Below are 26,267 nucleotides of genomic sequence, written 5' to 3'. Positions count from 1 at the left end.
GTCCGTCACGATCCCCACCGCCCCCGGACCGGGGGCGCCCGGAGGCGCGACGGTGACGACACACGTGTCCCCCTGCCCGCCCTCGTCCGGCCCGGTTCCCGGCCCCGGACGCATGGAGGGCTTCTTCGAGGCGGTCGTGGACCGCTGGCCCGACCGCGTCGCGGTCGAGGCCGACGGCGAGGCCGTCCGCTACCGCGACCTAGAGGCGCGGGCCAACCGGCTCGCGCACCTGCTGGCCGCCCGCGACGTCGGTGCCGGCGACCGCGTGGCGGTGCTCCTGCCGCGCTCCGGGTCGACCTACGTCGCGATCCTCGGCGTGCTCAAGGCCGGGGCCACCCTGGTGCCGATCGACCCCGGCTCGCCCGCTGACCGCGTGGCGCACGTGGTCGTCGACGCCGAGGTCGCCCTCGTGCTCACCGTCCGCGCCCTCGCGGACCGGGTCACGCGCGCCGGCGTGATCGTCCTCGACGAGGCCGGCGACGAGCTCGCCGCCGCGAGCGCCGCCCGGCCGGCTCCGCGACCCGACGTCGGGACCGCCTACGTGATCTTCACGTCCGGCTCCAGCGGACGACCCAAGGGCGTCGCGGTGTCCCACGCGAGCATCGCCAACTTCCTCGCCGTGATCCCGGGCGTCTACGACGTGCGGCCCGACGACCGTGTGCACCAGGGCATGACGATCTCCTTCGACTTCTCCATCGAGGAGATCTGGTCGGCCTGGGCGGTCGGCGCGACCGTGGTCGCCGGCCCCGACGACGAGCGCGCGTTCGGCGCCGACCTCGGCGAGCACCTCGCGCACCGACGCATCACCGTGCTCTGCGCCGTGCCGACCCTGCTGGCCACGGTGCCCACCGAGCTGCCGGACCTGCGGACCGTGCTCGTCGGCGGGGAGGCCTGCCCCGCGGAGATCGTGGAGCGCTGGGCCCGGCCCGGGCGCCGCCTGCTCAACACCTACGGGCCCACCGAGGCCACCGTCACCGCCACGTGGTGCGAGCTCACGCCCGGACGCCCCGTGACGATCGGCCGTCCCCTCCCGACCTACACCGCCGAGCTGACCGACCCCGACCACCCCGACCACCCGCCGGTCGCCGACGGTGAGGTCGGGGAGATCACCCTCGGCGGACCCGGCGTGGCACTGGGCTACCTGGGCCGGCCCGAACTGACCGCCGAGCGCTTCGTGCTGCACCCGGACACCGGCGAGCGCGTGTACCGCACCGGCGACCTGGGGCGGCTCGACGCGGACGGCGAGATCGTCTACCTGGGCCGCGCCGACGCCGAGGTGAAGGTGCGCGGGCACCGCGTGGACCTCGGCGAGATCGAGAGCGTGCTGCTCGCCGACGAGGAGGTCGGTGCCGCGGTGGTCGCCCTCGACCCGGCCTCGGGGGACCTGGCGGCCTACGTGGTCGACCCCGTGGGCCGTCCCGTCACCGACCCGGACGCCCGCCGGCACCGCCTGCACCGCGTCGCCACCGACCGGCTGCCGGCCTACATGGTCCCGGCGACGCTCGACGTCCTCACCGTGCTGCCGACCCAGGCCAGCGGCAAGGTCGACCGCTCCGCACTCCCGGCCCCGGTCGGCCCGCGTTTCGTCGGGGCGGGGGTCACCGGCGACGCCCCGGCACCCGGGCCCGAGTCGCGGATCGCGGACGTGGTCGCCGGGGTGCTGGGCCTCGAGTCGGTGCCGGCCACCGCGGACTTCTTCGACGACCTCGGCGGGCACTCGCTGCTCGCCGCCCGCACGGTGACCGCGCTGCGCGCCGCGGGCTTCGGGGTGGCGGTGCGGGACCTCTACGCCCACCCCGACGTGCGCTCGCTCGCCGCGGCCCTGCACGACCGGCCCACGACGGCGGCCCCGGCCGAGCCGCCGTTGCGCCACTCCGACCGACGCGTCGCGTTCGCGGGCGGAGTGCAGGCGGTGGGGCTCTACCTGGTGCTGCTCGCCCTGACGCTGCCCGCGTCCGTCGTCTACTGGTGGAACGACGGCGTGGTCTCCCCGGCGGTCCTGCTCGAGATCCTCGCGGCGGGCACGGCGACCTACCTCGGCGTCCGCTGGGTGCTGCCGGTCCTGCTCGTCCGCCCGCTGACCCTGTTCCTGCGCCCGGGCACGTATCGGCTGTGGGGCGCGGTGTACCTCCGGCTGTGGGCGGTCGACCTGCTGCTGCGGCTCTCCCCGCTGCCCGTCCTGGCCGGCGGCCCGTTCGCGGCGCCCTACCTGCGCCTCCTCGGGGCCCGGATCGGGCGGCGGGTCCACCTCGCCGCCGCGACGGTCAGCGCCCCGGTCCTGCTCCGGCTCGGCGACGACGCCTCCCTCGGCTACGGCGTCTCGCTGCGGCCGTGGCAGGTCCGCGCCGGGCGGGTCGAGGTCGGCGCGATCACCGTGGGCGAACGGGCCGCCGTCGGGACCGGGACGCTGCTCGCACCCGGCAGCAGGGTCGGCGCCGACGCCGTCGTCGGTGAGCAGTCGGTCCTGGCCCGCGACGGGGACGTCCCCGCGGGCGCCACGGTCGCCGGGTCGCCGCCGGTCCCCGCCGCGGCCGCCGACCCGATGCTCGCCGCGCTCGGCCGGGCCCGACCGGCCCGTGGCTGGCGCTGGTACCACCTGCCGCCGGCGGTGGCGGGCGTCGTCGGGCTGGAGGCGGCAGCGGTCCTCATGGTCGTCCCGACCGTGGTCGCCGTCTGGGCGGCCCTGCTGACGTGGGGCGTCCTCGCCGGGCTCGTGGCCACGCTGCTGTCCGGGCCGCTGTTCGTCCTCACCGTGTGCGGGATCGTGGCGGCCGGACGCCGGCTGCTCCTCCCCCGCACCCCCGTCGGCGTGCACGCCGTCCGCTCCGGCCTCGGCCTGCGCAAGTGGCTGGCGGACGCCCTGCTCGTCGACTCGCTGACCTTCACCAACTCGCTCTACGCCACGCTCTACACGCCCGGCTGGATGCGCCTGCTCGGCGCACGGATCGGCCCGGGCGCGGAGGTCTCCACGGTGGCCCACGTCGACCCCGATCTGCTCGACCTCGGCGGCGGCAGCTTCGTCGCCGACATGGCGGGGGTCGGGAGCGCCACGTTCGCCCGCGGGTGGATGCTCCTGCGGCCGACCGAGGTCGGGGAACGGGCCTTCGTGGGGAACGCGGCCCTGCTGCCCGGGGGCACCCGGGCCGAGAGCGGCTCGCTGGTGGGGGTGGCCACGGCGCCGCCGCCGGTGGTCGGCCGCGACAGCGCGTGGCTCGGTTCGCCCGCGATCCACCTGCCCCGGCGCGAGGCGTCGGAGGAGCACCCGGACTCGGAGACCTTCCGGCCGTCCCGACGACGGGTGCGCCGCCGCCTCGCCGTCGAGTTCGTCCGGGCCTCGCTGCCCGCCTCGCTCCTCGGCCTCGCGGTGTACCTGCACCTCACGGTGCTCTCCTCCGTCGCGGACGGGCAGCCGCTCTGGGTCCCCGCCCTCGTGGCCCCGGTCATGGCCGCCACGGCCTCCGCGCTCGTGATCGGCTACGTGGCGGCGGTGAAACACCACGTCGTCGGCGCCTACCGCCCCCGCACCGCGCCGTTGTGGGACGAGTTCGTGCGGCGCTCGGAGTTCGTCACGGGCCTCTACGAGGCCGCCGCCGTGCCCGCCGGGCTCGCCCTGCTCACCGGCACCCCGTTCCTGCCCGGCGCGCTGCGGCTGTTCGGCGCCCGCATCGGGGCGCGGGTGTGGCTGGGGACCACGTACCTCACCGAGTTCGACCTCGTCGACCTCGGCGACGACGCCACCGTGGGGCGGGAGGCCTCACTCCAGACCCACCTGTTCGAGGACCGCGTCATGAAGATGTCCACGGTGCGGGTCGCACCGGGCGCCACGGTCGGCGACCGGTCGATCGTGCTGTACGACGGCGAGGTCGGCGAGGGTGCGGAGCTCGGCCCGCTCAGCCTCGTCATGAAGGGCGAGCACCTCGCCGCCGGCAGCCGGTCGCGCGGCATCCCCGCCGAGGCGGTGGCGGCGTGAGCCTCGCCCTCGTGTACCGCGGGCCGGCGACCCTGCCGGGCTGCCCGGAGGCGGTGGCCGCGCTCCTGGCCGACCACGGTCTCGACGTCGTCGGGGTCGGTCCCGACGGCGAGCGTCCGCTCGACGCCCGCACGCTCGCCGACGCCGCGGTCTACGCGCAGCCCGGCGGCGGGACCCTGCGCCCCGCGTGGCGCCACCTGCGCCGCCACCGCCGGACCCTGCGCGAGTGGGCGGCCGGCGGCGGGTGCTACCTGGGCTTCTGCCTGGGCGCCTACCTGGCCGGCCGGGGTCCCGGGCTCGGCCTGCTGCCCGGCGACACCGACCAGTACGTGACGTCCCCGCACGCCACGGTGGACGACCCCGACCTCGACACCCTCGTCGAGGTCCGCTGGCGCGGCACCGTCCGGACGGTGTTCTTCCAGGACGGCGCCCGCTTCGTCGGGACCCACGACACCGAGGTGCTCGCCCGCTACCCCGCCGGTGAACCGGCCGCCCTGGTCGCCCCGTACGGCTCGGGGCGGGTGGGGGTCGTCGGACCGCACCCCGAGGCGCCGCCCGACTGGTTCACCGACGTCGGCCTGCCGGTGCACGACGCCCGGGACCTCGCCCACGACCTCGTCGCGACGGCGATCGCGTGATCCGCGCCGCGGTCGTCGCCGCCCTCCTCACGCTGCTCGTCGCGTGCTCGTCGGCCCCGGCCACCCCGCCCCGGGCCGCCCCGGACCCGGCGCGGCCCGTCGTCTCGCTCGCGTTCGCCGTGGCGGACGACCTGCGCGGGGCGACCGGTCGCGAGCGCGTCGCGTTCACCCCGGACGCCCCGGTGTGCGAGCTGGTGTTCCGGGCGTGGCCGAACGCGCCCGTGTCCGCCGCGGAGGGCAACGCACTGCGCGTCGACTCCGCCGCCATGGACGGCACGGCGGTGACGCCGCGGATCGACGCGGCCGGTGCCCCGGCCGGGGCGCCGGGCACGCTCGTGACGCTGCCCCTGCCGTCCTGCGTGCCCGCGGGACGGACGGTCACCGCGGACCTCGGATTCACGCTGACGCTCGGGCCGGACGCCGACGACCGGCTCGGCACCTCCCGGGGCATCGCGTGGTTCGGCTCGGCCTTCCCCCTCCTCGCGTGGGTCCGCGGCCAGGGCTGGGCCCGGACCCCGGCCGCGGCCGTGCCCGGCGAGAACGCGGTGTCCGAGGAGTTCGCGCTGCGCTCGCTGGAGGTCACCGCGCCGAGCGGGCTCGCCGTCTCGGGCGTGGGCCGCGCCCTCGACCCGGTCCCCGCGGGCGGCCGCACCACCCACCACTTCACCGCGGACGCGGTCCGCGACGTGGCCGTCGCGGTCGGGCCCTACGAGGTGACCGAGCGGGACGTCGCCGGCACGCGCCTGCACCTCCTGCTGCCGCCCGGGACCCGCACCGGACCCGGCCGCTGGGTCGCCGAGCTCGACACCGCGATCGGGCGGCTGGAACCGCTGCTCGGCCCGTTCCCCTACCCCGACCTGTGGGTCGCGCTCGCCCCCGGCCAGTCGTCCGGGATCGAGTACCCGGGGGCGCTGCAGTTCGGCGACACCCGCCCGGACGACCTGGCGGGTCTCGCCACCCACGAGCTCGCCCACCAGTGGTTCTACGGCCTCGTCGGCAACGACCAGGGCCTGCACCCGTGGATGGACGAGGCCTTCGCCACCTGGGCCGAGGCGGTCGCCACCGGCCGGCCCGACGAGTACTCCCTCGACGCCGTCCCCGACCGTCTCGACGGCCGGCTCGGGGACCCGATGTCCGCCTGGGGCGATCGCTTCGGCCGCTACGAGGCCGGCGTCTACACCCAGGGCGCCGCGACGCTGCTCGAGGCCCGACGACGGGTCGGCGCTCCGGCCTTCGACGACGCCGTCCGTCGCTACCTCGCGGTGAACGCCCACCGCGTGGCGACCCCGGCGGACGTCGCCGCCGCCTTCCGCGGCCTCCCCGCCGTCACCGACCTGCTCACCGCCCGCGGCGCGCTCCCGCCCGCCTGAGCGCCTTCCACCCCACCCTCACGAGGAGGACCCGCGATGACGCACGCCCTCACCCGGCCGCCCGCAGCACCCGCCCCCGAGGCACCCGCTCCCCCGCGGGGACGCGTCCTCGGGGTCGACCTCGCCCGCGGCCTCGCCCTGCTCGGCATGATGGCCGTGCACTCGCTCGACGAGACCGACGCCGCCGGGAACGCCACGTGGACCTCGGTGCTGGTCGGCGGGAAGTCGGCCGCGCTGTTCGCGGTCCTCGCCGGGGTCGGGATCGCGTTCACCACCGGCCGGGCCCGGGTGCCGCTCCGCAGCGACCGCGCCCTCCCCACCGCCGTCGGTCTCGTGGTGCGCGGCCTCGCCGTCGGGCTGGTCGGGCTGCTCCTGGGCGGCAACGACGCGAGCGTCGCGGCGGTGATCCTGGCCTACTACGCGCTGCTGTTCGTGGCGGCGGTGCCGCTGGTGTTCCTGGGGCGCCGGACGCTGCTGGTCCTCGGCGGCCTGCTGGTCCTCGCCGCGCCGGTCGCGAGCCAGGCGCTACGGGCGCACCTGCCGGTGGCCACCGGGACGAATCCGTCGTTCACGGGACTGGTCGGCGATCCGCTCGGGCTCCTCACCGAGCTGACCGTGACCGGGTACTACCCCGTGCTCTCCTGGCTGCCGTACCTCTGTGTCGGCCTCGCCGTCGGACGGATGCGCCTCACGTCGGCGCGGACGGCAGCAACGCTCGCAGGGGCGGGCACCGCGCTCGCCGTGGCCGCCGTGGTGGTCTCCGACCGGCTCCTGGCGCGCGGGCTGCCGGCCATCCTCGCGGCCTCCACGGGCGCCGACCCCGACGCCGTCCACGAGGCCCTCACCGTCGGCCCGGACGGCGTGACCCCGACGACGACGTGGTGGTGGCTCGCCGTCGACACCCCGCACTCCTCGACCCCGCCCGACCTGGCCCTGACGATCGGGGTCGCCCTGGCGGTCCTCGGCGTCGCGCTGCTGGCCGACCACGTGCGGTCGGGTGTGCTCGACCTGGTGCGCGCCCCCCTCGCGGCCGCGGGTGGGATGACCCTGACCTTCTACGCGCTGCACGTGCTGTTCATCAACTCCGACCTCGACGTCTACGGCCCGACGGCGGGCTACGTCATCCAGGTCGTCGCCGTGCTCCTGCTGGGGTGGGGCTGGCGGGCGACGGCCGGCCGCGGTCCGCTCGAGGCGGCGGTCTCCGCCCTGAGCCGGCGCGCGGCCCGGGCGGTCGCCGCGGCCCGGTCCGGGCGACCGGCACGCTCGCTCACCTAGACAGCGCGAACGGGCCGTTCGCTCGGAACGGGCGGCCCGGCAGAGCGGCGAGCGGGCCCGTCCGGCCGCATCCCCGGAACGAGCGAGCGGCACCGTCGCAGCATCCATGTGCGCGACAGTGCCGCTCGTTCCGAACGGGGCGCTACGAGACGCCCAGGTACGCGTCCTGGATCGTCGGGTCGGCGAGCAGTTCCGAGCCGGGCCCGGAGCGGGTCACCTCCCCGGTCTCCAGCACGTAGGCCTGGTGGGCGAGCCCGAGGGCCTGCGTGGCGTTCTGCTCCACGAGCAGGACCGTCACGCCCTCCTTGTTGATGTCCTCGATCACCCGGAAGATCTGCTGGATGAACTGCGGGGCGAGTCCCATCGAGGGCTCGTCGAGCAGCAGCAGCCGCGGCCGGGCCATGAGCGCCCGGCCGATGGCGAGCATCTGCTGCTCACCGCCGGAGAGGGTGCCGCCGACCTGGTTGCGCCGCTCGGCCAGCCGCGGGAAGTACGTGAACGCCCGCTCCTGGTCCTCGGTGAACTCCTTCGAGCGGCGGTCGGACCGGACGAACCCGCCCATGTCCAGGTTCTCCAGCACCGTCATGCCGGGGAAGATCCCCCGCCCCTCGGGCACCTGGCAGATCCCCTTGCGCACCCGCAGGTCGGCGCGGACCTTCGTCAGGTCCTCGCCGTCGAAGGTCATCGAGCCCGACTGCAGGCCGAGCAGCCCCGAGATGGTCTTCATCGTCGTCGTCTTGCCGGCGCCGTTGGCGCCGATCAGCGAGACGATCTGCCCCTCCTGGACCGACAACGTGATGCCGCGCAGCGCCTGGATGCGCCCGTAGGCGACGTTGACGTCCGCGAGCTCGAGCAGGCTCACTCCTCCACCGCCGTTCCGAGGTAGGCCGACACGACCGCCGGGTCGCGACGGACGTCGTCGGGGGCGCCGTCGGCGATCTTGCGGCCGAAGTCGAGGACGACGAGCCGGTCGGTCACGCCGAGCACCACGCGCATGTCGTGCTCGACGAGGACGACGGTGAACCCGTCGTCGCGGATCTTGAGGATGAGCTCGGAGAGCGCGTCCTTCTCGATCGCGGAGAACCCGGCCGCGGGCTCGTCGAGGCAGAGCAGCTTCGGCTCCGTCGCGAGCGCGCGGGCGATCTCGAGCCGCCGCTGGTCGCCGTAGGGCAGCGACGTCGCCTTGTCCGCGGCCCGGTCGGCGATCCCGACGAACTCCAGCAGCGCCATGGCCTTGTCGACGGCCTCCCGCTCCTCCCGGCGGTGCCGCGGCAGCCGCAGCAGCGCGCCGGGCACCGAGGTGCGGTGCCGGGCGTCGGTGCCGACGACGACGTTCTCCAGCGCCGTCATCGCCCCGAAGAGCCGGATGTTCTGGAACGTCCGGGCCACGCCGGCCTGGATGATCTTGTACCGCTTCATCCGCGCGAGCGACTGGCCCTCGAGCCGGATGTCGCCCTCGGTGGGCCGGTACACGCCGGTGACGATGTTGAAGCACGTCGTCTTGCCGGCACCGTTCGGGCCGATGAGCCCGAGGATCTCGCCGCGCTTCACGTCGAAGGACACGTCGTCGAGCGCGGTGAGCCCGCCGAAGCGGACCGTGAGGTTCTCCACCGCCAGCAGGGTCTCCCCCGCCGGCACCGAGATCTCGCGGTCCGCGGCGACCTTCTCGGCCACCACGGCCTCGTGCTCGGCGCGCTCCTCGGGCGCCATCTGCTCGACGGCCTCGAGCAGGCCCTCCTCGGGTGCTGGGCTGCTCATTCGCCACCTCCCTGCGGACGCGACCCGGACCGGTCGTCGGGAACGGCCTCCGGTGGGTCACCCGCCGGTCTGCTCGCCGGTGTCAGCGACGTCGGCGCCACACCGGTCCCCGCCCCGAAGAGCTTCTGGTAGGCCTGCCGACCGTAGGTCAGCAGGTGCTGGCGCATCCCGAGGATGCCCTGCGGCCGGAAGATCATCAGGATGATCAGGGCGAGACCGAACACGAGGAAGCGGTACTCGGGCTCGAACTGGAACCGGTCCGGGATGTAGGACACGAGGAACGCGCCGACGACCACGCCGATCTTGTTGCCCTGCCCGCCGAGGACCACCGCGGCGAGGTAGAGGATCGACGTGGTCACGTCGAAGCGTTGGTTGTTCACGAAGCCGACCTGCGCGGCGAACAGCGTGCCGGAGAGGCCGCCGACCGCGGCGCCGATCGCGAACGCCCAGATCTTGAAGCGGTACGTCGGGACCCCGGTGAGCTCCGCGGCGTCCTCGTCCTCGCGCACGGCGATCCAGGCACGCCCGACCCGCGAGCGCTCCAGGTTCCCCATGAACAGCAGGATGATGATGACGATGGTGACCGCGAGCCAGTAGAAGCCCTGGGCGTCGTTCTGGGTGAAGATCGGCGAGCCGTCGGAGTAGGTCCCTCCGGGCTTCGCGATGTCCTGGAAGCCCCGGTTGCCGCGCAGCGGGTCGATGTTGTCGGCCAGCAGGCGGACGATCTCACCGAAGCCGAGCGTGACGATCGCGAGGTAGTCGCCGCGCAGGCGCAGCGTCGGCGTCCCGAGGATGACCCCGGAGATCATCGTGACGACCATGGCGATCGGCACGATCACCAGCCACGGGAACCGCACCCCGAGCTCGGAGTCGGGCGACGAGAGCAGCGCCGCGGTGTAGGCGCCGATCGCGAAGAAGCCGACGTACCCGAGGTCGAGCAGACCGGCCTGCCCGATGACGACGTTGAGGCCGATCGCGATGAGCGCGAACACCGCCGCGTTGAACAGCGCGATCGGGAACGAGGTCGCCGGCTCGGTGGTGATGATCGGCGGGTTGAGCACCGGCAGCAGGTAGATGATCGCCGCCACCGGCACGAGCAGACCCCACTGCTGGGGGCGGCTACGGGCGTTCCACCAGCGGGAGAGCTCGGCCCTGCGGCCCGGCTTCCCCGGCGTTCCCGACGACGGGGCCGGGCGCTCTTCGGTCGTCGTCATACTCTCGCCTTCCCCAGCGACTCGCCCAGGATCCCGGTCGGGCGGAACATCAGGACGCCCACGAGCAGCACGAACGCGACGACGTCGCGCCAGTCGCCACCGAACAGGGACTGCCCGTAGTTCTCCGCGATGCCGAGGATCAGGCCGCCGAGCAGGGCACCGCGCAGGTTGCCGATGCCTCCGAGGACGGCGGCGGCGAACGCCTTGATGCCGAGCAGGAAGCCGCCGTTGAAGACCGCGCCCTGCGGGATCGTCATGAGGTAGAACAGCGCCGCCGCGCCGGCGAGCAGGCCGCCGAGCAGGAACGTGATCATGATGACGCGCTCGCGGTTGACGCCCATGAGGGTCGCCGTGGCGGGGTCCTGGGCGACGGCGCGGACGCCACGGCCGAGGCGGGTGCGGTTGACGAACGTGTCGGCGATGACGAACAGCGCCAGGGCCGCGACGATGATGATCACCTGGAGGTTGGTGACCGGCGCCCCGAAGATGCGGAAGAGCGGCTCGGGTGGCAGCAGCCGGATCGTCCCCTCGGGGTTCGAGCCGCGGGTGATCCGGAAGATCTGCTGGATGACGAACGAGGCGCCGATCGCCGTGATGAGGAACGCGAGGCGGGGCGCGTTGCGCTTGCGCAGCGGGCGGTAGGCGACGCGCTCGAGGATCACGGCCGCGACCCCGGCCAGGATCATGCCGACGGCCCCGGCGAGCACGAGGTTGGCGATGATGCCGGCGAGCGGGACGTTCGGCGTCTGACCGGGCTGGAAGCCGAGCGCGAGGAACGTGAAGTACACGCCGAACACCCCGATCACGAAGATCTCGGAGTGGGCGAAGTTGATGAGCTGGAGCACCCCGTAGACCAGGGTGTAGCCGAGTGCGACCAGGGCGTAGATGCTCCCGTAGGAGAGCCCGTTGATCGTGTTGGCCCAGAAGCGGTCGAGGAACAACCCGACGTCGAAGTTGATCCACGGCCCGGTGCCCTGGCTGACCAGGTCCGTGACTGCGGTGAGGGTGTGGATGACGCTCTCCTGGTGGGGGTCGCCGTCGGCCGGGGCGGGTGATCCGGCCGGGGGAACGCGGCGGGGGTGACCGTAGTGGTGCCGCAGGGGCGGACGTACGACGGCCGCGCCCGGGCTCCTTCGCCCGGACGCGGCCGTCGTCGAGGGGGATCAGCCGGAGATCGGCGAGTCCGTGACGATCTTGTCGCCGTCGACCCGGTAGACGTACACCGGGGTGTCGGTGAGCTCGCCGTTGGGCTGCCACTGGAACTTCTTCGTCAGGCCCTGACCGTTGTAGGACTTGACGAAGTTGAGCAGCGCCGGACGCGAGTTCGCGCCCTTGTCGATGCCCTGCAGCAGGATGGTCGCGGCGTCGTACGCCTCGGCCGAGTAGGTCTGCGGCGGGGTGTTGTAGGCCTGCTGGTAGGCCTGCGTGAAGGCGGTGAAGCCCTCCTGCGGGACGCACGGGCAGGTGAGGTACGAGCCGTTGGCGGAGCCGGCGGCGTTGACCACGAACTGCTCGTCCTTGACGCCGTCCGGCGCGACGAACGGCGTCTGGACGCCGGCGTCACGCAGCTGCTGGATCAGCGGCGAGGCCTCGGTGTAGTAGCCCGCGTAGAAGATCGCCTGCGGGTTGGCCTGCTGGATCTGGCCGACCGTCGCGGAGAACTCCTTCTGGTTGGTCTTGACGTCGCCCTGGCACGCGGCGACCTGGGGGCCGAGCGCCTGGGTGACCGCCTGGGCCAGCCCGATGCCGTAGTCCGAGTCGTCCTTGATGACGCAGATCGACTGCGGGTTGAACTTGCCCTGCATCCACTTCGCGGCGGCCGGGCCCTGGACGGCGTCGTTACCGAGACCGCGGAAGAAGGTGGTCCAGCCGTTCTGCGTCAGGCCGGGGTTCGTGGCCGACGGCGTGATGTTGACCAGACCCGCGGCGTTGAGCGCCGGGCCGACGGCCTTCGACTCGCCGGAGAACGGCAGGCCGACGATGCCGAGGACGGCCTGGTTGTTGATGACGGCCTGCGTCGGGCCGACCGCGGTGTCGGGCGTGCCGCCCGAGTCGGCCTTGACCAGGGTGACCTGGCAGCCGGCGTTGGCCTGGTTGTGCTGGTTGACCGCCAGCTCGGTGGCGTTGGCGATGGCCTGGCCGAGCGCGGCGTTCTGGCCGGCGAGGGTGCCGACGTACGCGATCGAGGTGCCGGGGGCGCACCGACCCTGACCGTCGCCCGCGGGGAGGACGGCGTTGTTGGGCTGGGCGGGGGCGGGGGCCGCGCTGGTCTGCGCCGGACCGCTCCCGCTCTGGTTGGCGCAGCCGGAGAGCACCAGAGCCGCTGCCGCGACCAGGGCGCCCGCGGCGGCGAACCGACGTCGGACCACTGAACAAACCTCCGTTGCTGGTGTGCTCGAAGAGCGACCGTTGAAGTTCCAAACTCCGCCGGTCGGGTGGGAAAGATAGACCCAAATCTTCGGGAACAACAGCCAGCGTTCAGCCGTATCGGAGCTGTAACACGACCGGGATCGCCGGGTCGGGGGCCACGCGGCGCAAGCGCTTAAGGTTGGGTACGCTCCGGGATCCAACGTCCCCCGACCAGGCGATACACCGCTACGGCGTCCGAGCTGACGTCGCCGAAGCGGTCGAACGAGATCGGCCCCGTCACGCCGTCCTGGTCGGTGGACGCGACCGCCTGGTCCACGGCGGGTCGTTGGTCGGATGACCACTCTCCGCCACCACGACCGTTCACCACGCCGGCCACGGCGCCGATCACCACGTTGGCGGCGTCGTAGCTGAAGGCGCCGTACTCGCCGTAGCTCTCGGCGTACCCGGCCGCCCGGTAGGCCGCGATGAACGGCTGGGCGGCCGGCAGCGTCTCCGGCGGAGCGCCCACGGACGTGCCCAGATCCCCGTCCTGTCCCCCGGCGGCGGCGTAGCCGGGGTTGACCATGCCGTCCCCGCCCATCACCGGGCCGCCCGCCCCGCCGAGCGCCTCGGAGAGCGGGCCGCCCGCCGGGTACTCGCCGCCGTAGAAGACGGCCTGCGGGCGCGCCGCGCGCACGGCGGCCACGGTCGCGTCGCGGGCGGAGGCGGGCGCGCTCGCCGGGAGGGTCTGGCGGAGCACGACCTGCCCGCCGCGGGTCTGGAACTGCTTGACGAACTCGCCGGCAATGCCCTCGCCGTAGGTGTTGCCGTCGCTGACGACCGCGACCCGGGTCCGCCCGGTGGCGGCGAGGTAGTTGGCGGCCAGGGGTCCCTGCACCGCGTCGGTGGCGACGACGCGGAAGTACGTCTGGTACTGCCGCAGCGGAGCGGTGACCGGGTTCGCGCCGCGGGTCAGCGAGACGTTGGTGTTGCCCGGCGAGACCTGGACGACGCCGGCCTCGCCCAGGACCGGCTGGACGGCCTGGGCGGTCGACGAGTTGTACGTGCCCACCACCCCGACGAGGTCGGGGTTCGTCACGAGCTGCCGGGCCGCCTCGGCCCCCGTCGCCGGGTCCGCGCGGTCGTCCCGGGCGTCCAGGGCGAGGCGGTACCCGGGGACGGCGCACCGGTCGTTGGCCTGACGCACGGCGAGGTCGGCCGCGTTGCGCATGCCCGCCCCGACGTTGGCGAGCTCGCCGGACAGCGGGGCGATCAGCCCGACCGTCAGGGTGCCGCGGCCGGTGTCGCAGTCCCCCGGCGACGAACCCGAGGCGCCGCACGCCGTCAGGGTCAGCGCGGCCGCGACCACGGCCGTCGCCAGTGCAGCGGAACGCCTCATGGCCGGACACCGTAGGTCACGATCAGGTGAAGCCCGGGGGCGGGTCGTCCCGTTACTGCAGGTCAGGGTGGCGCTTCACTCACGCGGACGATCGACGCATCGTCATCGTGATCGTCTCGACGCCGAGCGTGGCGCCACCCGACCCGCTCAGCCGAACGTCTCGATGACGGCGTCGGCGACGACCTTCATCGAGGTGCGGCGATCCATCGCGGTGCGCTGGATCCACCGGAAGGCGTCCGGCTCGGTCATCTTCTTCTTGGCCATCAGCAGGCCCTTCGCGCGCTCGACGGCCTTGCGCGTCTCGAGCCGCTCGGTGAGCCCGGCGACCTCGTCCTCGAGCGCGCGGACCTCGGCGAAACGGCTGGCCGCCACCTCGATCGCCGGCACCACGTCGGTCTTGGTGAACGGCTTGACGAGGTAGGCCATGGCGCCGGCGTCGCGGGCCGAGTCGACCAGCTCGCGCTGGCTGAAGGCCGTCAGCATGACGACGGGCGCGATGCGCTCCTGCGCGATGGTGGTCGCGGCCTCCAGCCCGTCCGTGCCGGGCATCTTGATGTCCATCATGACGAGGCCCGGCCGGAGGCTGCGGGCCAGCTCCACGGCCTGCGCCCCGTCGGCGGCCTCGCCCACGACGTCGTACCCCTCCTCGCGGAGCATCTCCACGAGGTCCATGCGGATGAGCGCCTCGTCCTCGGCCACCAGCACGCGCAGCGCCTCGCGGGGCGCCTCCTGCGGCTCGGGTGCGGTGTCCGCCTCGGCGACGATGTCCGCGGCCTGCTGGCTCATGGCGGGTCCTCCTGTGCGCGTCGCTGCGGCTCGACCCCGCCCTGTGTCTCCCCCGAGGGGCGGGCCGATGCTCGTCCCCGTGCTGGCGGGTTCGATTCAGTGCAGCCTAGCGACGGATCCGGTGGCGCCGTCGACGACGAGCGCCACGATGAGGGCGCTCTCACAGTGGGCCGAGTGGGCGATCGTCCACCGCCGCGGCGCGAGATTCACACTAGACAGCCGACGCAGCCCGCCGACCTGCTCTCTGTGCACCTCGGCGAGAGAGGTGGTGCCCCCGGTGGGATTCGAACCCACACTGTATGGAGTTTGAGACCATTGCCTGCTGCCGATTGGGCTACGGGGGCTACTCCACTCGGTCCTGCTGTCAACAATTCTAGTGCAGGAGCCCTTCCTACCTCGACGCGGTATCGCGAGCGCTTGACCATGTGAGGACCCGAGACTGTCGGGGGGTCGAGGCACCATCGCGCCGTGCATGACCGACGCACGGTGGACGCCGTCCTCGCCCTCTTCCGCGACGGCACGCCGATGCACGCCATCGCCGATCGTCTGGAGCTGCCCCCGACCACTGTGTGGCGCTGGTGCCGCGACCGCCGTGAGGAAACGGTCTCCGCCCGGTCGCGCCGCGATCGTTGCCCCTCGTGTCACGGCGTCGCGCTCGACGAGTCGCAGTACGCCTACCTGCTCGGCCAGTACCTCGGCGACGGGCACATCACCGTGGGGCGCAGGAGCGTCGCGTCGTTGTCGATCTTCTGCGCCGACGACTGGCCGGGTGTCCGCACCGAGGTCGAGTCCGCCATGGGGGCGGTCATGCCCACCTCCGAGGTGTCCCTCGTCCGACGTACCGGCTGCCAGGAGGTGAAGAGCTACTCGACCCACTGGCCCTGCCTGTTCCCGCAGCACGGCCCGGGTCGGAAGCACGAGCGTCCGATCGTCCTGGCCCCCTGGCAGACGGACATCGTTCGCGAGTACGCGGGCTCACTGCTCCGCGGACTCATCCACTCGGACGGCTGTCGCATCGTGAACTGGGCCCGGCCGCGGGCGAACGGGAAGCGCTACGAATATCCGCGGTACTGGTTCTCCAACGAGTCCGACGACATCCTCGACATCTGCGCGCGGGCGCTCGACGTGGTGGGCGTGGAACACCGCCGACCACGGAGGAACGCCATCTCGGTGGCGAAGAAGGCGTCCGTGGCCCGGCTGGACGAGTTCGTCGGACCGAAGTACTGAGCCGTCCTCACCGCTGCGCGAGCCGGTGCCCCGCGTCGTGGACGAGGCCGGCCAGGAGCTCGCCGACGTGGTGGTCCCGGGCCCGCGAGAGGACCCGCCGGCCCTCGCGGCGTTGGGTGATCAGGCCCACCAGGCGGAGTTTCGTCAGGTGCTGGGACACCGCGGGCCGGGCGACGCCGAGGCGCTCCGCGAGGGTGGAGACGTCCAGCTCGTCGCCGCAGAGCAGCCACAACAACCGGAGACGCGTCGGGTCGGCGAGCATCCGCAGACCGTCGACGACCTCGTCGACCCGGTCCTCCGGCGGCAGCGTCCCCCACGGGTCGACCGGTTCAGTGGTGTTGCGTGCGCACACGAGCACGTATGTTGGCACGTGTTCCCGCCGAGCACCATCGTGGAGGTCGAACGATCATGACGAGCTCGACGCCGACCCGTCGATCCCTGACCCACCCGCCCCAGGCGTACCAGCCACCCCGTCCGGCCCGGCCGGCGGTGCACGCCTGCGGGCACGCCGACACCGGGTCCGCACACCCGGCGGTGACCCAGGTGCGGGCCCTGCACGACGCGCTGGCCTCCTGCACCGACCTGACGCCGGGGCCGCGGACGAACGACCTCTTCGGCCGGCTGGTCGCCCTCGCCGTCGACCCGACGGCCGCCCGGGACGCGGACGCGATCCTGGGCGACCCCGCCGTCGCGACCCTCCTGCCCGGGCTGCGGCAGCTGTGCGCCGACGGCGAGTTCGAGCTCGAGCGGCACTGGGCCCGGCGGATCGTCGCGGCCGCCGACCCCGCCGCCGAGCTGGCCCGGTTCCCGTACCACCAGAACTACGTCGACCTGACCCGGCTCGAGCACCACGCGGTGTCCGGCCTCGTCCCGCACCGGATCGGCCGGGTCCTGTTCGTCGGCTCCGGGCCGCTCCCGCTGACCTCGATGCTGCTGGCCGAGCGCTACGGGTGCACGGTCGACAACCTCGACCGCGAGCCCGACGCGGTCGCCCTGGGCCGCTCCCTCACAGCGGCGCTCGGCAGGACGGGACTGCACTTCGACACCGGCGACGTCGTCGACCGCGACGACCTCGCCGGCTACGACCTCGTCTACCTGGCGGCCCTCGCCGGGCTCGAGCCGGACGCCAAGCTCGGCCTGCTCTCCCACCTCGCCCGCGTCCTGACGCCGGGCACGCTCGTCCTCGCCCGGAGCGCCCACTCCCTGCGCGGCCTGCTCTACCCGGTGCTCGACCCGCACGACCTGCCCGGGATGGACACGTTGTCGGTCGTCCACCCCTTCACCGACGTCGTGAACTCCGTGGTCGTGGCCCGCGTCAGAGGCGCGTGAGCCGGCGGCGGTTGCCGCGCACCGTGCGCTGCACGGGGCCGAGCACGTCGCCCACGTAGCGGGCCACGTCGGTCGGCGGGCGCGTCACGGCGATCCACCCCGCCTCGCTGAACGCCGACGCCTTCTCGGTGACCATGCGACGCAGCTCCCGCCGCTCCTTCGGTCCGGGCGGCCGACCGGTCGCCACCATCCGGGCGGTGCGTACTCCGATCACGATCGGCGCGGACACCGAGATCTCGACGAGCTGGAGCCACGGTCGTACCCATCCACGTCCGGCCATGCCCCGACGGTACCCAGCTCAGCGACTCAGCTCGGCCACGATCGGCCGGTGGTCGGACACCGGCACCTCCGGGGCGTCCGCCCCCACGACGCCGAGCCCCCGGACCAGGACGTGGTCGATCGCACCCACGCCCCCTATCGGCGTGCTGGTTGCTCTGTCGGGAGAGGACCCGACCGGGGTGAGCGACCCGAGGGGACCCACGTCCTCGCGGTTGAGGTCCCCGAGCACGACGACGGGGCCCCGCTCCCCCGCGACGACGCCCGCCAGGGTCGCGAGCTGCGGCCCCGCGGTCCCGTTCAGCCCGAGGTGCGCGTTCACGACGACGAGCCCGCCGAGGTCGACCCGCTGGTACCCGCGTTGCTCGTCGCGGCGGTCGGGCGCGAACAGCACGGTCGTCGCGGCGACGACGGGGAGACGTGTGAGCAGGGCGAGGCCGTAGGTGACCGCCCCACGGTCCGCGCACGGCCGACGCAGCGCGGCGTTCACCGGCGCCGCGTCCTCGACGGGCGACGGTACGACCGGCCCCGGCACGGCCGTGTAGACGAGCCCGCGGGCGCGCAGCAGCGCCGCCAGTGCGGTCGCTTCGCTCGCGCAGATCTCCTGCAGGGCCACGACGTCCGGGCGCTGTGCCGCGATCACCGGGGCCCAGTCCGCCGGGTCGTACCGCGCCGTGAGGACGTTCCACGTCATCACCCGCAGCACCGACGCCGGTGCCGGTGCGACCGTGCATGCTCCGAGCAGCAGGACTACCAGCAGCACCGATCGGGCAATCACGGCGACCAGTCTCGTCGGCGAGGGGGCCCGTGATGGCGTGGGAAGCGGTGGCGGACGTCGACCAGATGGAGGAGGGCGAACCGGTCCGCGTCGAGCTGGGCGACACCCCGGTCTGCGTGGTGCTGCTCTCGGACACCGAGGCGTGCGCGGTGCACGACACCTGCACCCATCAGGGCCAGTCGCTCGCCGAGGGCCACGTGACCCCGGAGGACGAGATCGTCTGCCCGGCGCACGCCTCCACCTTCGACCTGCACACCGGCGAGGCCCGGGGCATCCCGGCCGTCGCACCGGTCGCGAGCTTCCCCTGCCGCATCGACGACGGCGCGGTGTGGGTGGACGTCGGCGACTGAGGCCTTCCGCCCGGCGGTGGAGCGCTGGTGACCGTCGGGGGCCTCCCCTACGGTGACCGCGCCCCACAGAGTCGCCGGGAAGGTCACCGATGTCCGATCAGCGACAGGTCCGCCGCGTTCTCGGCGCGAGCCTCGTCGGCACCACCATCGAGTGGTACGACTTCTTCATCTACGCCTCGGCCTCCGGGCTGGTGTTCGGGCAGCTGTTCTTCTCCCCGCTCGGCCCGACGGCGGGTCTGTTCGCCTCGTTCGCCACGATCGGCGTCAGCTTCGTGGTCCGGCCGTTCGGCGGCATCCTCGCCGGGCACCTGGGCGACCGCTTCGGTCGCCGCGGCGTGCTGGTGGCGACGCTGGTGCTGATGGGGCTCTCCACCGTCGGGGTCGGCCTCCTGCCGACCTACGCGACGATCGGCGTCGCGGCGCCGGTCCTGCTCGTGGTGCTGCGTCTGCTGCAGGGCGTGTCGGCGGGCGGCGAGTGGGGCGGGGCCGCACTCATGTCGGTCGAACACGCCCCGCACGGCAGACGGGGCTTCTACGGCTCGTTCCCGCAGCTCGGCGTCCCGATCGGCCTGCTGATCGCCAACGGCGTGTTCTTCACCGTCTCCGGTCTGACCACCCGGGAGCAGTTCCTCGCGTGGGGCTGGCGCCTGCCCTTCCTGCTGTCGATCGTGCTGATCGCCGTGGGGTTCGTGATCCGCTACCGGGTCGACGAGAGCCCGGTGTTCGAGGAGCTCCGCCAGCGGCGGGCCCGCCGGTCGGCGCCGCTCGGGGTCGTCCTGCGCCGCCACCCGCGCGAGCTGCTCGTCGGGATCGGGCTGTTCATGGCCAACAACATGGCGGGCTACCTGCTCATCGCGTTCATCACCACCTACGGCACCCGCACCCTCGGGCTCTCGACGGCGACGATGCTGCTCATCGGCATCGCCGGCGCGGTCTCGTGGGGGTTCGCGACCCTGTATGCCGCGCGCTGGTCCGACCGCGTCGGGCGCAAGCGGGTCTACCTCGTCGGCACCCTCGCCCTGCTGGTCTGGGCGTTCCCGTTGTTCCTGCTGCTGGACACCGCCAACATCGGGCTGATGGTCCTCGCCGTCGTCGTCTTCGGGGTGCCCCTCGGGCTGACGTACGGGCAGCAGTCGGCGACCTACGCGGAGATGTTCCCGGCGGCCGTCCGCTACAGCGGGGCGTCCCTGGCGTACGCGCTGGGCGCGGTGCTCGGTGGGGCGTTCGCCCCGCTGCTCTCGGCGTACCTGGTGGAGGTCACGGGGACCTCGCTGTCGGTGTCGGGGTACATCGCCGTGCTGTCGCTGATCACGCTCGCCGCGGTGCTGGCGATGCGGGAGCGTCCGGCCGCGGAGCGGGAGGCGTTCGTCGACGGGGTCGCGGACGACGAGGAGGTGCGGGCGCAGGCGTAGCCCGCGGGTCAGCCCCCGAGGGCGCCCACGATGCGGGCCTCGGCGTCGGCGAGGTAGGCCTCCAGCTCGGTCGCGGCCTCGTCGGGCCGACCCTGCTCCACGAGGTCGGCCACCATGGCGTTGCGCTCGAGGTAGGGCGCGTGGAAGTCCTCGACCGCGCCGACCCGGTGGAAGATCAACCGCATCTCGGCGAGGAGCAGCGCCATCCAGGCGTCGAGCCGGGCGCTGCCGGCCAGGCCGACCACGGCGCGGTGGAAGTGCTGGTTCGCGTCCGCCACGCCGGCCCAGTCCCGCCCGGCCGCCGCCGCCCGTCCCTCCTCGACGGCGGCGCGCAGGGCCTTGACCCCGGCCGGGTCGTCGACCTGCGTCCCCCGCCGCACGGCGGCGGGCTCGACGAGGCGCCGCGCGCGATAGACGTCGCGGACGTCGGCGACCCCCGGCGTCGCCACGAACACCCCGCGGTGCTGTTCGCGCGTGAGGATCCGTTCGGCGATGAGCTGGCTGAACGCCTCGCGCAGCGTGTTCCGCGAGACCGAGAGGGCGTCGCACAACGCCTGCTCCGGCAGCCGCACCCCCGGCAGCAGCAGCCCCTCGACCACCTGCTCGCGCACCGCGTCGGCCACCCGCTCCGCCGTCGAGGACGTCTGCACGGTGCGCACGCGCGCCAGCGCCTCGAGCGCGGGGCCGGCGGGGTCGGTCACGATCGCCAGCGTACGACTCGCCGGATCGTTGAACGATGTCGGCGAGCTTGACCTCGAGCGCCCTTCAGGTCGCACGCTGCTCCCGAGCGATCACGCACCGCCGGGAGGACCTGCCATGACCACGCCGCCGTCCACCTTCGACGAGGCCTACCGCACCGGGGAACCGCCCTGGGTGATCGGAGCCCCGCAGCCCGCCGTCGTCGACCTCGAACGCACCGGCGCCGTCGTCGGGCCGGTGCTCGACCTCGGGTGCGGGGCGGGCGAGCACACGATCCTGTTGGCGCGGCTCGGCTACGAGGTGCTGGGCGCCGACGCCTCCCCCGCGGCGGTCGAGCTGGCCCGCGCGCGGGCACGCGCAGCCGGGGTCGACGCGTCCTTCGTCGTCGCCGACGCGTTCGACCCGGCCGGGCTCGGACGCTTCGCCACCGTGCTCGACAGCGCCCTGTTCCACGTCTTCGGCGCCGAGGACCGCGCCCGCTACGCGGCGGCGCTCACCGACGTGGTGGAGCCCGGCGGCCGGGTGGTCGTGCTCGCGCTGTCGACCCGCGGCCCCGGCTTCGGGCCGCAGATCGACGACGACGACCTCACCGCGGCGTTCCGCACCCCGGACTGGCACGTCGAGGAGGTCTCGACGAGCACCTACCGCGGGCGGGTCACCCACGCCGGCCAGGAGGCCTCCACCGGCGTCGCGCTCGGCGAGCTGGTGGACCTGCCGGCCGTGCTGGCGCGCGTCCGACGGCAGGCGCCCGCTCAGACCTCCTCGAGGTCGTAGGCGTCGTCGCCGACCCACACCCGCAGGCCCTCGGCGTCGTCGGTGATCGCGCCCTCCTCCTCCTCGGAGAGCTCCCGTGAGGCCCCGAGGGCGCGCTTCGAGTAGCGGATGCGACCGTCGCCGAGGTCCTCCGGGCGGTACTCCCGGGCCAGCACCGAGGTGCGGCTCCGCGTGGCGAGCAGTTCGGCGTTCTCGGCCCCGACCTCGGCGATCCAGACGTCCATGCCGGAATCCCACCCCAGGTCGCAGCGAGGACCAAGATCTCGCCGCACGTGCTGATGCTGCACCGACGACGGCTGATGGTTCCGTCAGGACGACGGGTCAGGGCCGGCCAGCCACGAGGCGGCGTCGAACCCCGGGGCGTCGCCGTCGGTCAGGGCTCGGAGCACCTGCTCGAAGGCCGCCACCTGCGCGGCGTCGACCCCCGCCAGGCGTCCGCCCCGGGCGCGGTCGAAGGCGCGGCCCGACAGGTCGAGCACCTCACGTCCGGCGGCGGTCAGGCCGACGACCTTGCGGCGTGCGTCCGCGGGGTCCACAGCGCGTTCGACGTAACCCAGCGCGGCCAGGCCGTCGACCGTCTTGCCCGCGGCCTGTTTGCTGACGCCCAGGCGGAGCGCGAGCTCGCCCGCGGTCGCCCCGCCGGACCCGATCGCCTGCAGCGCGAAGCCGTGCGCCGGTCGGACCCCCGGGTGACCGTGCGCGGCGAGCTCGGCGTGCACGTCGTCGACGAGCCCCCGGAACGCCGCGAGCAGGCGCAGGGCGAGCTCACCGCCCGACATCGGACCACTTCCCCTGGAAGACAACCTGGTTTACCGTTTTCCTCGACAGACAACCTGGTTGACCGACCCTACCGAGGAGCATCCCGTGACCGTCATCCGTCGTACCGAGACCCGCCGCACCGAGACCCCCAACGCCGTGATGACGACCTATGCGTCCCCGTCCCTCGGGGGCAGCGCCCAGGCTCTCTGGCAGGTGGAGATGGCACCGGCCGCCCACGGGCCGGTGCACACCATGGACGGCGAGCAGGTGTGGACCGTCCTGCGCGGACGGGCGCAGGTGGACACCGACGACGGGAACCACGACGTCGGACCGGGCGACTCGGTCGTGCTCGCCGCCGGGAGGACCCGTCGGATTCACGCCGACCCCGACGGCGGGCTCGTCGCCCTGGTCACCGGCCCGGGCGCCGCACACGCCGTGGTCCCCGGCGGCGAACCCACCGTCCCGCCCTGGATGGCCTGACCCGCCGTCAGGACCCCAGGCCCGCGCGGATCGCCGCCGCGACCGGGTACGGCGACTCCAGGTCGACGGGGCCGGTCGGCTCGAGTGGCGGCTGGGCCATCAGCCGAGGCCGCGTCCCGTGGTGCGGCTGGGCGGCGTGGACGAGGAACGGGTGGCAGAGGAACACGTCGCCCGCCGCCCCGTGTGCGGTGGCCACCGGCCGGTCCGCCGAGGCCGGCACCACGTCCCGGCACACGGCCATCCACTCCCGCCCCTCGTCGCCGGCGTCGGCGAGGAAGGGCGGGACGTCGAGGTGCGACCCGACCCGGATGCGGGTCGGTGCGTCGTCCGGTCCGACGTCGGCGAACAGGAACAGCATCAGCAGCGCCCGGCCGTGGCAGCGCAGGTCGACGCGCGGCCCGCCGTCGGGACCGGCGAAGTTCCCCTCGAGGTGCCACCCGTCGTCGCCCGGCTCCCCGGTCGAGGGGAAGCGGACCGGGATCGTGCCGAGCCCCGTCCGCGGGACCCACCGGCCGAGGCCGACGAGCTGGTCGAACGCCTCGTGCAGCACGGGCGCCCGCGCGGCCGTGGCGAACGGCGGCGTCCCGAACCCGTCGAGGCGGCGGACCGGCACGGTCCAGGTGGAGGGGTCGCCCGGGGACTCCGGCAGCGCCGCCCAGATCTCCGCCGCGCAGGCGTCCGCCACGGCCCGCGGGAACGCCCCGCGGACCGCGACGAACCCGTCGTCACGAAAGCGCCGGATCTCGTCGTCGGTGAGCATCACCGACGATTCTCGCGGCGCTGTCGAACTACTTCTTCTCCGCCGCCGCGACCTTCTCGATCACGGTGAGCACGCTGTCGGGGTTCAGCGACATCGAGTCGATGCCCTGCTCCACCAGGAACTCGGCGAGCTCCGGGTGGTCCGACGGACCCTGGCCGCAGATGCCGACGTACCGACCGTGCGCGTGCGCCGTCTCGATGAGCATCGAGATCATCTTCTTGACGGCGGGGTTGCGCTCGTCGAACAAATGCGAGAGGCGGTCGTCGTCGCGGCCGATCCCGAGGGTGAGCTGGGTGAGGTCGTTGGAGCCGATGGAGAAGCCGTCGAAGCGCTCGGCGAACTCGTCGGCCTGCAGCACGTTCGACGGGATCTCCGCCATCACGTAGACCTGCAGCTCGTCCTCACCGCGCTTCAGACCGTTCTCGGCGAGGATCTCCAGGACGCGGTCGGCCTCGTCGGGGGTGCGGCAGAACGGCACCATGACGATGACGTTGGTGAAGCCCATCTCGATGCGCACGCGGTGCAGCGCCCGGCACTCGAGGACGAACGCCTCGGCGTAGTCGTCGCTGTAGTAGCGCGAGGCCCCGCGCCACCCGAGCATCGGGTTCTCCTCCTCCGGCTCGAACGTCGTCCCGCCGATGAGGCCCGCGTACTCGTTGGTCTTGAAGTCCGACAGCCGTACGACGACGGGTTCGGGGTACTGGGACGCGGCGATGACGCCGATGCCCCGCGCCATCTGCTCGACGAAGTACTCCTCGTTCGAGTCGTAGCCCTCGGTGAGCTCCTCGATCCGGGCGCGGGCCTCGTCGTCGATGCGGTCGGGGTGCAGCAGGGCCAGCGGGTGGGCCTGGATGACGTTGTTGACGAGGTACTCGACGCGCGCGAGCCCGATGCCGTGGGCCGGCAGCCGCCACCACTGCATGGCGGCGGCCGGGTTGCCGATGTTCATCATCACGCGCGTGCGGGTCTCGGGGACGTCGTCGAGCGAGAGGTCCTCGACGGTGTACTCGAGCAGCCCCTCGTAGACCTGACCCTGGTCGCCCTCGACGCAGGAGATCGTGACCTCCTGCTCGTCGGAGAGCGTCGCCGTGGCGTCGCCCGTCCCGACGATGGCGGGCACGCCGAGCTCGCGGGAGACGATCGCGGCGTGCGAGGTGCGCCCGCCGCGGTCGGTGACGATGGCCGCGGCCTTGCGCATGATCGGCACCCAGTCCGGGTCGGTCATCTCGGTGACGAGGACCCGGCCCTCCTCGAAGGTGTCGATGTCGTCGGCCGAGGCGATGCGCTGCACCGCGCCGGAGGCGACGGCCTGCCCGATCGCGAGGCCGCTGACGAGGACCGTGCCGGTCTCGTCGAGCCGGTAGGTCTGCAGCGTCCCGGCGCCGGCGTTCGACTGCACGGTCTCGGGGCGGGCCTGGACGACGAACATCTCCCCGGTCCGGCCGTCTCGGGCCCACTCGATGTCCATCGGGCGGTCGTAGTGCTTCTCGATCGTCGTGCCCCAGCGGGCGAGCTCGAGGATGTCGTCGTCGGTGAGGACGAAGCGGCTGCGCTGCTCGGGCGGGGTGTCGACGTTCTCGGTGGTGTCGCCGGCCTGCTCGGGGTCGGCCGCGTACTGCATCGTCTTCTCCTTCGCCCCCACCGACTTCTCGATGATGGGCCGGAGCGCGGTGTTCTCCAGGAACGGCTTGTAGACCGTGTACTGGTCGGGCGTGACCTCACCGCCGACGACGTTCTCGCCCAGGCCCCAGGCGGCGTTGATGACGATCGTGTCGGGGAAGCCGGTGTCCGAGTCGATGGTGAACATGACGCCGGCGCTGCCCTGGTCGGAGCGGACCATCTTCTGGACGCCGACCGACAGCGCCAGGTCGAGATGGTCGTAGCCCTGCTCGGTGCGGTAGGCGATCGCCCGGTCGGTGAACACCGAGGCGAAGCAGTCCTTGCAGGCGGCCATCAGGGCGTCGGCGCCGGTGATGTTGAGGTAGGTGTCCTGCTGGCCCGCGAAGCTCGCGTCCGGCAGGTCCTCCGCGGTCGCGCTCGACCGGACCGCGACGTCGACGTTCTCGGTGTCGTACCGGCGCGACAGCTCGGCGTAGGCCTCGCGGATCGCGTCCGCGGTGTCCTCCGGGAACTCCGCCTTGGTGAACTCGTCGCGGATCGCGGCGCCCACCTCGGCGAGCTTGTCGCCGTTCGGGTCGAGCCCGTCGAGGAGCTCCCGCACCCGGTCGTCCAGGCCGTTGGCCGACAGGAACGCGCGATAGGCGTCCGCGGTCGTCGCGAAGCCGCCGGGGACACGGACCCCCGCCGACTCCAGGTTCTGGATCATCTCGCCGAGCGAGGAGTTCTTCCCCCCGACGGCGTCGACGTCACCCGACGACAGCGTCTCCAGCCAGCGCACGTGGTCCATCTCGGCCCCTCCGTCCCGGGTCCGCACGTCGTCGCGCGGACCTCACATCGAGTTCAGGTTCCCGTCGCTCGTCGATCGGAAAACAGCGCGGTGCGACACCCGGTCGAACGGACAGGGCCGGACAGGCTGTGCTCCGGCTCACGTCCGCTCCTGTCACGCCGCTGCCCGGCCGTCGGTCTTCCCCGCACACCGACGACGAGGAGGCCACGATGGCGATCCGGGAGCAATCTCCAGACCGAGCACAGAGTCCGACGACA

Annotated in this window: 25 protein-coding genes and 1 tRNA gene; 10 read left to right on the top strand and 16 right to left on the bottom strand. The window is 73.4% G+C overall.

Annotated features, from left to right (window positions below):
• The first annotated feature begins 112 nt into the window (after positions 1 to 112).
• From BJ983_RS06765 to BJ983_RS06750, 4 genes are read left to right on the top strand one after another with little or no spacing between them, the layout of a single operon-like run.
• The gene (locus tag BJ983_RS06765; protein ID WP_179793118.1) at positions 113 to 3,970 is read left to right on the top strand and encodes a Pls/PosA family non-ribosomal peptide synthetase; all 3,858 of its coding nucleotides are present in this window, start codon (positions 113 to 115) and stop codon (positions 3,968 to 3,970) included.
• The gene (locus BJ983_RS06760; RefSeq protein WP_179793117.1) at positions 3,967 to 4,608 is read left to right on the top strand and encodes a hypothetical protein; all 642 of its coding nucleotides are present in this window, start codon (positions 3,967 to 3,969) and stop codon (positions 4,606 to 4,608) included. Before BJ983_RS06765 ends, BJ983_RS06760 begins: the two co-directional genes overlap by 4 nt.
• Positions 4,605 to 5,978: a M1 family aminopeptidase gene (locus tag BJ983_RS06755; protein WP_179793116.1), complete on the top strand. Its 1,374-nt coding sequence runs from the start codon at positions 4,605 to 4,607 to the stop codon at positions 5,976 to 5,978. Before BJ983_RS06760 ends, BJ983_RS06755 begins: the two co-directional genes overlap by 4 nt.
• 36 nt (positions 5,979 to 6,014) lie before the next feature.
• Entirely contained in the window at positions 6,015 to 7,253 is a 1,239-nt protein-coding gene (locus BJ983_RS06750; RefSeq protein ID WP_179793115.1) for a heparan-alpha-glucosaminide N-acetyltransferase domain-containing protein, read from the top strand.
• Positions 7,254 to 7,395: 142 nt separating this feature from the next.
• On the opposite strand, the gene BJ983_RS06745 is transcribed toward BJ983_RS06750, so the two are convergent.
• From BJ983_RS06745 to BJ983_RS06710, 8 genes are all read right to left on the bottom strand, one after another.
• The gene (locus BJ983_RS06745; RefSeq protein ID WP_179793114.1) at positions 7,396 to 8,115 is read right to left on the bottom strand and encodes an ABC transporter ATP-binding protein; all 720 of its coding nucleotides are present in this window, start codon (positions 8,113 to 8,115) and stop codon (positions 7,396 to 7,398) included.
• Positions 8,112 to 9,011 carry an ABC transporter ATP-binding protein gene (locus BJ983_RS06740; RefSeq protein ID WP_179793113.1) on the bottom strand — a complete coding sequence of 300 codons (900 nt, stop codon included), beginning with the start codon at positions 9,009 to 9,011 and terminating at the stop codon, positions 8,112 to 8,114. Before BJ983_RS06740 ends, BJ983_RS06745 begins: the two co-directional genes overlap by 4 nt.
• Positions 9,008 to 10,225, bottom strand: coding sequence for a branched-chain amino acid ABC transporter permease (locus tag BJ983_RS06735; protein ID WP_179793112.1), 1,218 nt, complete (start codon positions 10,223 to 10,225; stop codon positions 9,008 to 9,010). The genes BJ983_RS06740 and BJ983_RS06735 overlap by 4 nt, the downstream gene beginning before the upstream one ends.
• Positions 10,222 to 11,166 (bottom strand): branched-chain amino acid ABC transporter permease, encoded by a 945-nt coding sequence (locus BJ983_RS06730; RefSeq protein ID WP_246325544.1) that lies wholly within the window; start codon positions 11,164 to 11,166, stop codon positions 10,222 to 10,224. Before BJ983_RS06730 ends, BJ983_RS06735 begins: the two co-directional genes overlap by 4 nt.
• A 222-nt stretch (positions 11,167 to 11,388) precedes the next feature.
• On the bottom strand, positions 11,389 to 12,594 hold the full coding sequence (locus BJ983_RS06725) for an ABC transporter substrate-binding protein (protein WP_179793111.1): 1,206 nt from the start codon (positions 12,592 to 12,594) through the stop codon (positions 11,389 to 11,391).
• Between the two features lie 173 nt (positions 12,595 to 12,767).
• On the bottom strand, positions 12,768 to 13,973 hold the full coding sequence (locus tag BJ983_RS06720) for a branched-chain amino acid ABC transporter substrate-binding protein (protein WP_179793110.1): 1,206 nt from the start codon (positions 13,971 to 13,973) through the stop codon (positions 12,768 to 12,770).
• Between the two features lie 147 nt (positions 13,974 to 14,120).
• Positions 14,121 to 14,759: an ANTAR domain-containing response regulator gene (locus tag BJ983_RS06715; protein WP_179793109.1), complete on the bottom strand. Its 639-nt coding sequence runs from the start codon at positions 14,757 to 14,759 to the stop codon at positions 14,121 to 14,123.
• Between the two features lie 266 nt (positions 14,760 to 15,025).
• A tRNA-Leu gene (locus tag BJ983_RS06710) sits at positions 15,026 to 15,103 on the bottom strand.
• 124 nt (positions 15,104 to 15,227) lie between these two features.
• Here BJ983_RS06710 and BJ983_RS06705 point away from each other — a divergent pair.
• Positions 15,228 to 15,986 (top strand): hypothetical protein, encoded by a 759-nt coding sequence (locus BJ983_RS06705; protein WP_179793108.1) that lies wholly within the window; start codon positions 15,228 to 15,230, stop codon positions 15,984 to 15,986.
• A gap of 7 nt (positions 15,987 to 15,993) precedes the next feature.
• Here BJ983_RS06705 and BJ983_RS06700 read toward each other — a convergent pair whose 3' ends face one another.
• Entirely contained in the window at positions 15,994 to 16,338 is a 345-nt protein-coding gene (locus tag BJ983_RS06700; protein ID WP_425484741.1) for an ArsR/SmtB family transcription factor, read from the bottom strand.
• A 56-nt stretch (positions 16,339 to 16,394) separates the two neighbouring features.
• Here BJ983_RS06700 and BJ983_RS06695 point away from each other — a divergent pair, with 56 nt between their 5' ends.
• Positions 16,395 to 17,315, top strand: coding sequence for a nicotianamine synthase family protein (locus BJ983_RS06695; RefSeq protein ID WP_179793107.1), 921 nt, complete (start codon positions 16,395 to 16,397; stop codon positions 17,313 to 17,315).
• Here BJ983_RS06695 and BJ983_RS06690 read toward each other — a convergent pair.
• Together BJ983_RS06690 and BJ983_RS06685 are read right to left on the bottom strand one after the other, a co-directional pair.
• Positions 17,302 to 17,595 (bottom strand): hypothetical protein, encoded by a 294-nt coding sequence (locus BJ983_RS06690; RefSeq protein WP_179793106.1) that lies wholly within the window; start codon positions 17,593 to 17,595, stop codon positions 17,302 to 17,304. The genes BJ983_RS06695 and BJ983_RS06690 overlap by 14 nt on opposite strands.
• Before the next feature lie 18 nt (positions 17,596 to 17,613).
• Positions 17,614 to 18,369, bottom strand: coding sequence for an endonuclease/exonuclease/phosphatase family protein (locus BJ983_RS06685; RefSeq protein ID WP_179793105.1), 756 nt, complete (start codon positions 18,367 to 18,369; stop codon positions 17,614 to 17,616).
• Between the two features lie 32 nt (positions 18,370 to 18,401).
• On the opposite strand from BJ983_RS06685, the gene BJ983_RS06680 reads away from it, so the two are divergent.
• A complete protein-coding gene (locus BJ983_RS06680) occupies positions 18,402 to 18,719 on the top strand; it encodes a Rieske (2Fe-2S) protein (protein WP_179797432.1) in 318 nt (105 codons plus the stop codon).
• 89 nt (positions 18,720 to 18,808) lie between these two features.
• A complete protein-coding gene (locus BJ983_RS06675) occupies positions 18,809 to 20,131 on the top strand; it encodes an MFS transporter (RefSeq protein ID WP_179793104.1) in 1,323 nt (440 codons plus the stop codon).
• A gap of 8 nt (positions 20,132 to 20,139) precedes the next feature.
• Here the strand turns inward: BJ983_RS06675 and BJ983_RS06670 are convergent, their stop codons facing one another.
• The gene (locus BJ983_RS06670) at positions 20,140 to 20,832 is read right to left on the bottom strand and encodes a GntR family transcriptional regulator (protein ID WP_343053817.1); all 693 of its coding nucleotides are present in this window, start codon (positions 20,830 to 20,832) and stop codon (positions 20,140 to 20,142) included.
• A 115-nt stretch (positions 20,833 to 20,947) separates the two neighbouring features.
• Here BJ983_RS06670 and BJ983_RS06665 point away from each other — a divergent pair, with 115 nt between their 5' ends.
• Complete coding sequence (locus tag BJ983_RS06665) at positions 20,948 to 21,604, top strand: class I SAM-dependent methyltransferase (RefSeq protein WP_179793103.1); 657 nt, start codon at positions 20,948 to 20,950, stop codon at positions 21,602 to 21,604.
• On the opposite strand, the gene BJ983_RS06660 is transcribed toward BJ983_RS06665, so the two are convergent.
• Positions 21,583 to 21,828, bottom strand: a complete 246-nt coding sequence (locus tag BJ983_RS06660; protein WP_179793102.1) for a hypothetical protein — start codon at positions 21,826 to 21,828, stop codon at positions 21,583 to 21,585. The two genes, BJ983_RS06665 and BJ983_RS06660, sit on opposite strands and share 22 nt — an antisense overlap.
• Positions 21,829 to 21,912: 84 nt before the next feature.
• The gene (locus BJ983_RS06655; RefSeq protein WP_179793101.1) at positions 21,913 to 22,383 is read right to left on the bottom strand and encodes a MarR family winged helix-turn-helix transcriptional regulator; all 471 of its coding nucleotides are present in this window, start codon (positions 22,381 to 22,383) and stop codon (positions 21,913 to 21,915) included.
• Positions 22,384 to 22,468: 85 nt separating this feature from the next.
• Here BJ983_RS06655 and BJ983_RS32125 point away from each other — a divergent pair, with 85 nt between their 5' ends.
• Positions 22,469 to 22,843, top strand: a complete 375-nt coding sequence (locus tag BJ983_RS32125) for a cupin domain-containing protein (RefSeq protein ID WP_179793100.1) — start codon at positions 22,469 to 22,471, stop codon at positions 22,841 to 22,843.
• A gap of 7 nt (positions 22,844 to 22,850) precedes the next feature.
• Here BJ983_RS32125 and BJ983_RS06645 read toward each other — a convergent pair whose 3' ends face one another.
• Positions 22,851 to 23,603, bottom strand: a complete 753-nt coding sequence (locus BJ983_RS06645; RefSeq protein ID WP_179793099.1) for a phytanoyl-CoA dioxygenase family protein — start codon at positions 23,601 to 23,603, stop codon at positions 22,851 to 22,853.
• A gap of 28 nt (positions 23,604 to 23,631) precedes the next feature.
• Positions 23,632 to 26,010 carry a phosphoenolpyruvate synthase gene (gene ppsA, locus BJ983_RS06640; RefSeq protein ID WP_179793098.1) on the bottom strand — a complete coding sequence of 793 codons (2,379 nt, stop codon included), beginning with the start codon at positions 26,008 to 26,010 and terminating at the stop codon, positions 23,632 to 23,634.
• Positions 26,011 to 26,267 lie beyond the last annotated feature (257 nt).

The organism is Actinomycetospora corticicola, assembly GCF_013409505.1.
In the GTDB taxonomy this organism is placed as follows: Bacteria; Actinomycetota; Actinomycetes; order Mycobacteriales; family Pseudonocardiaceae; genus Actinomycetospora; species Actinomycetospora corticicola.
The sequence above is the reverse complement of the archived record's forward strand: the minus strand, read 5'-3'. Positions and strand labels throughout refer to the sequence as shown.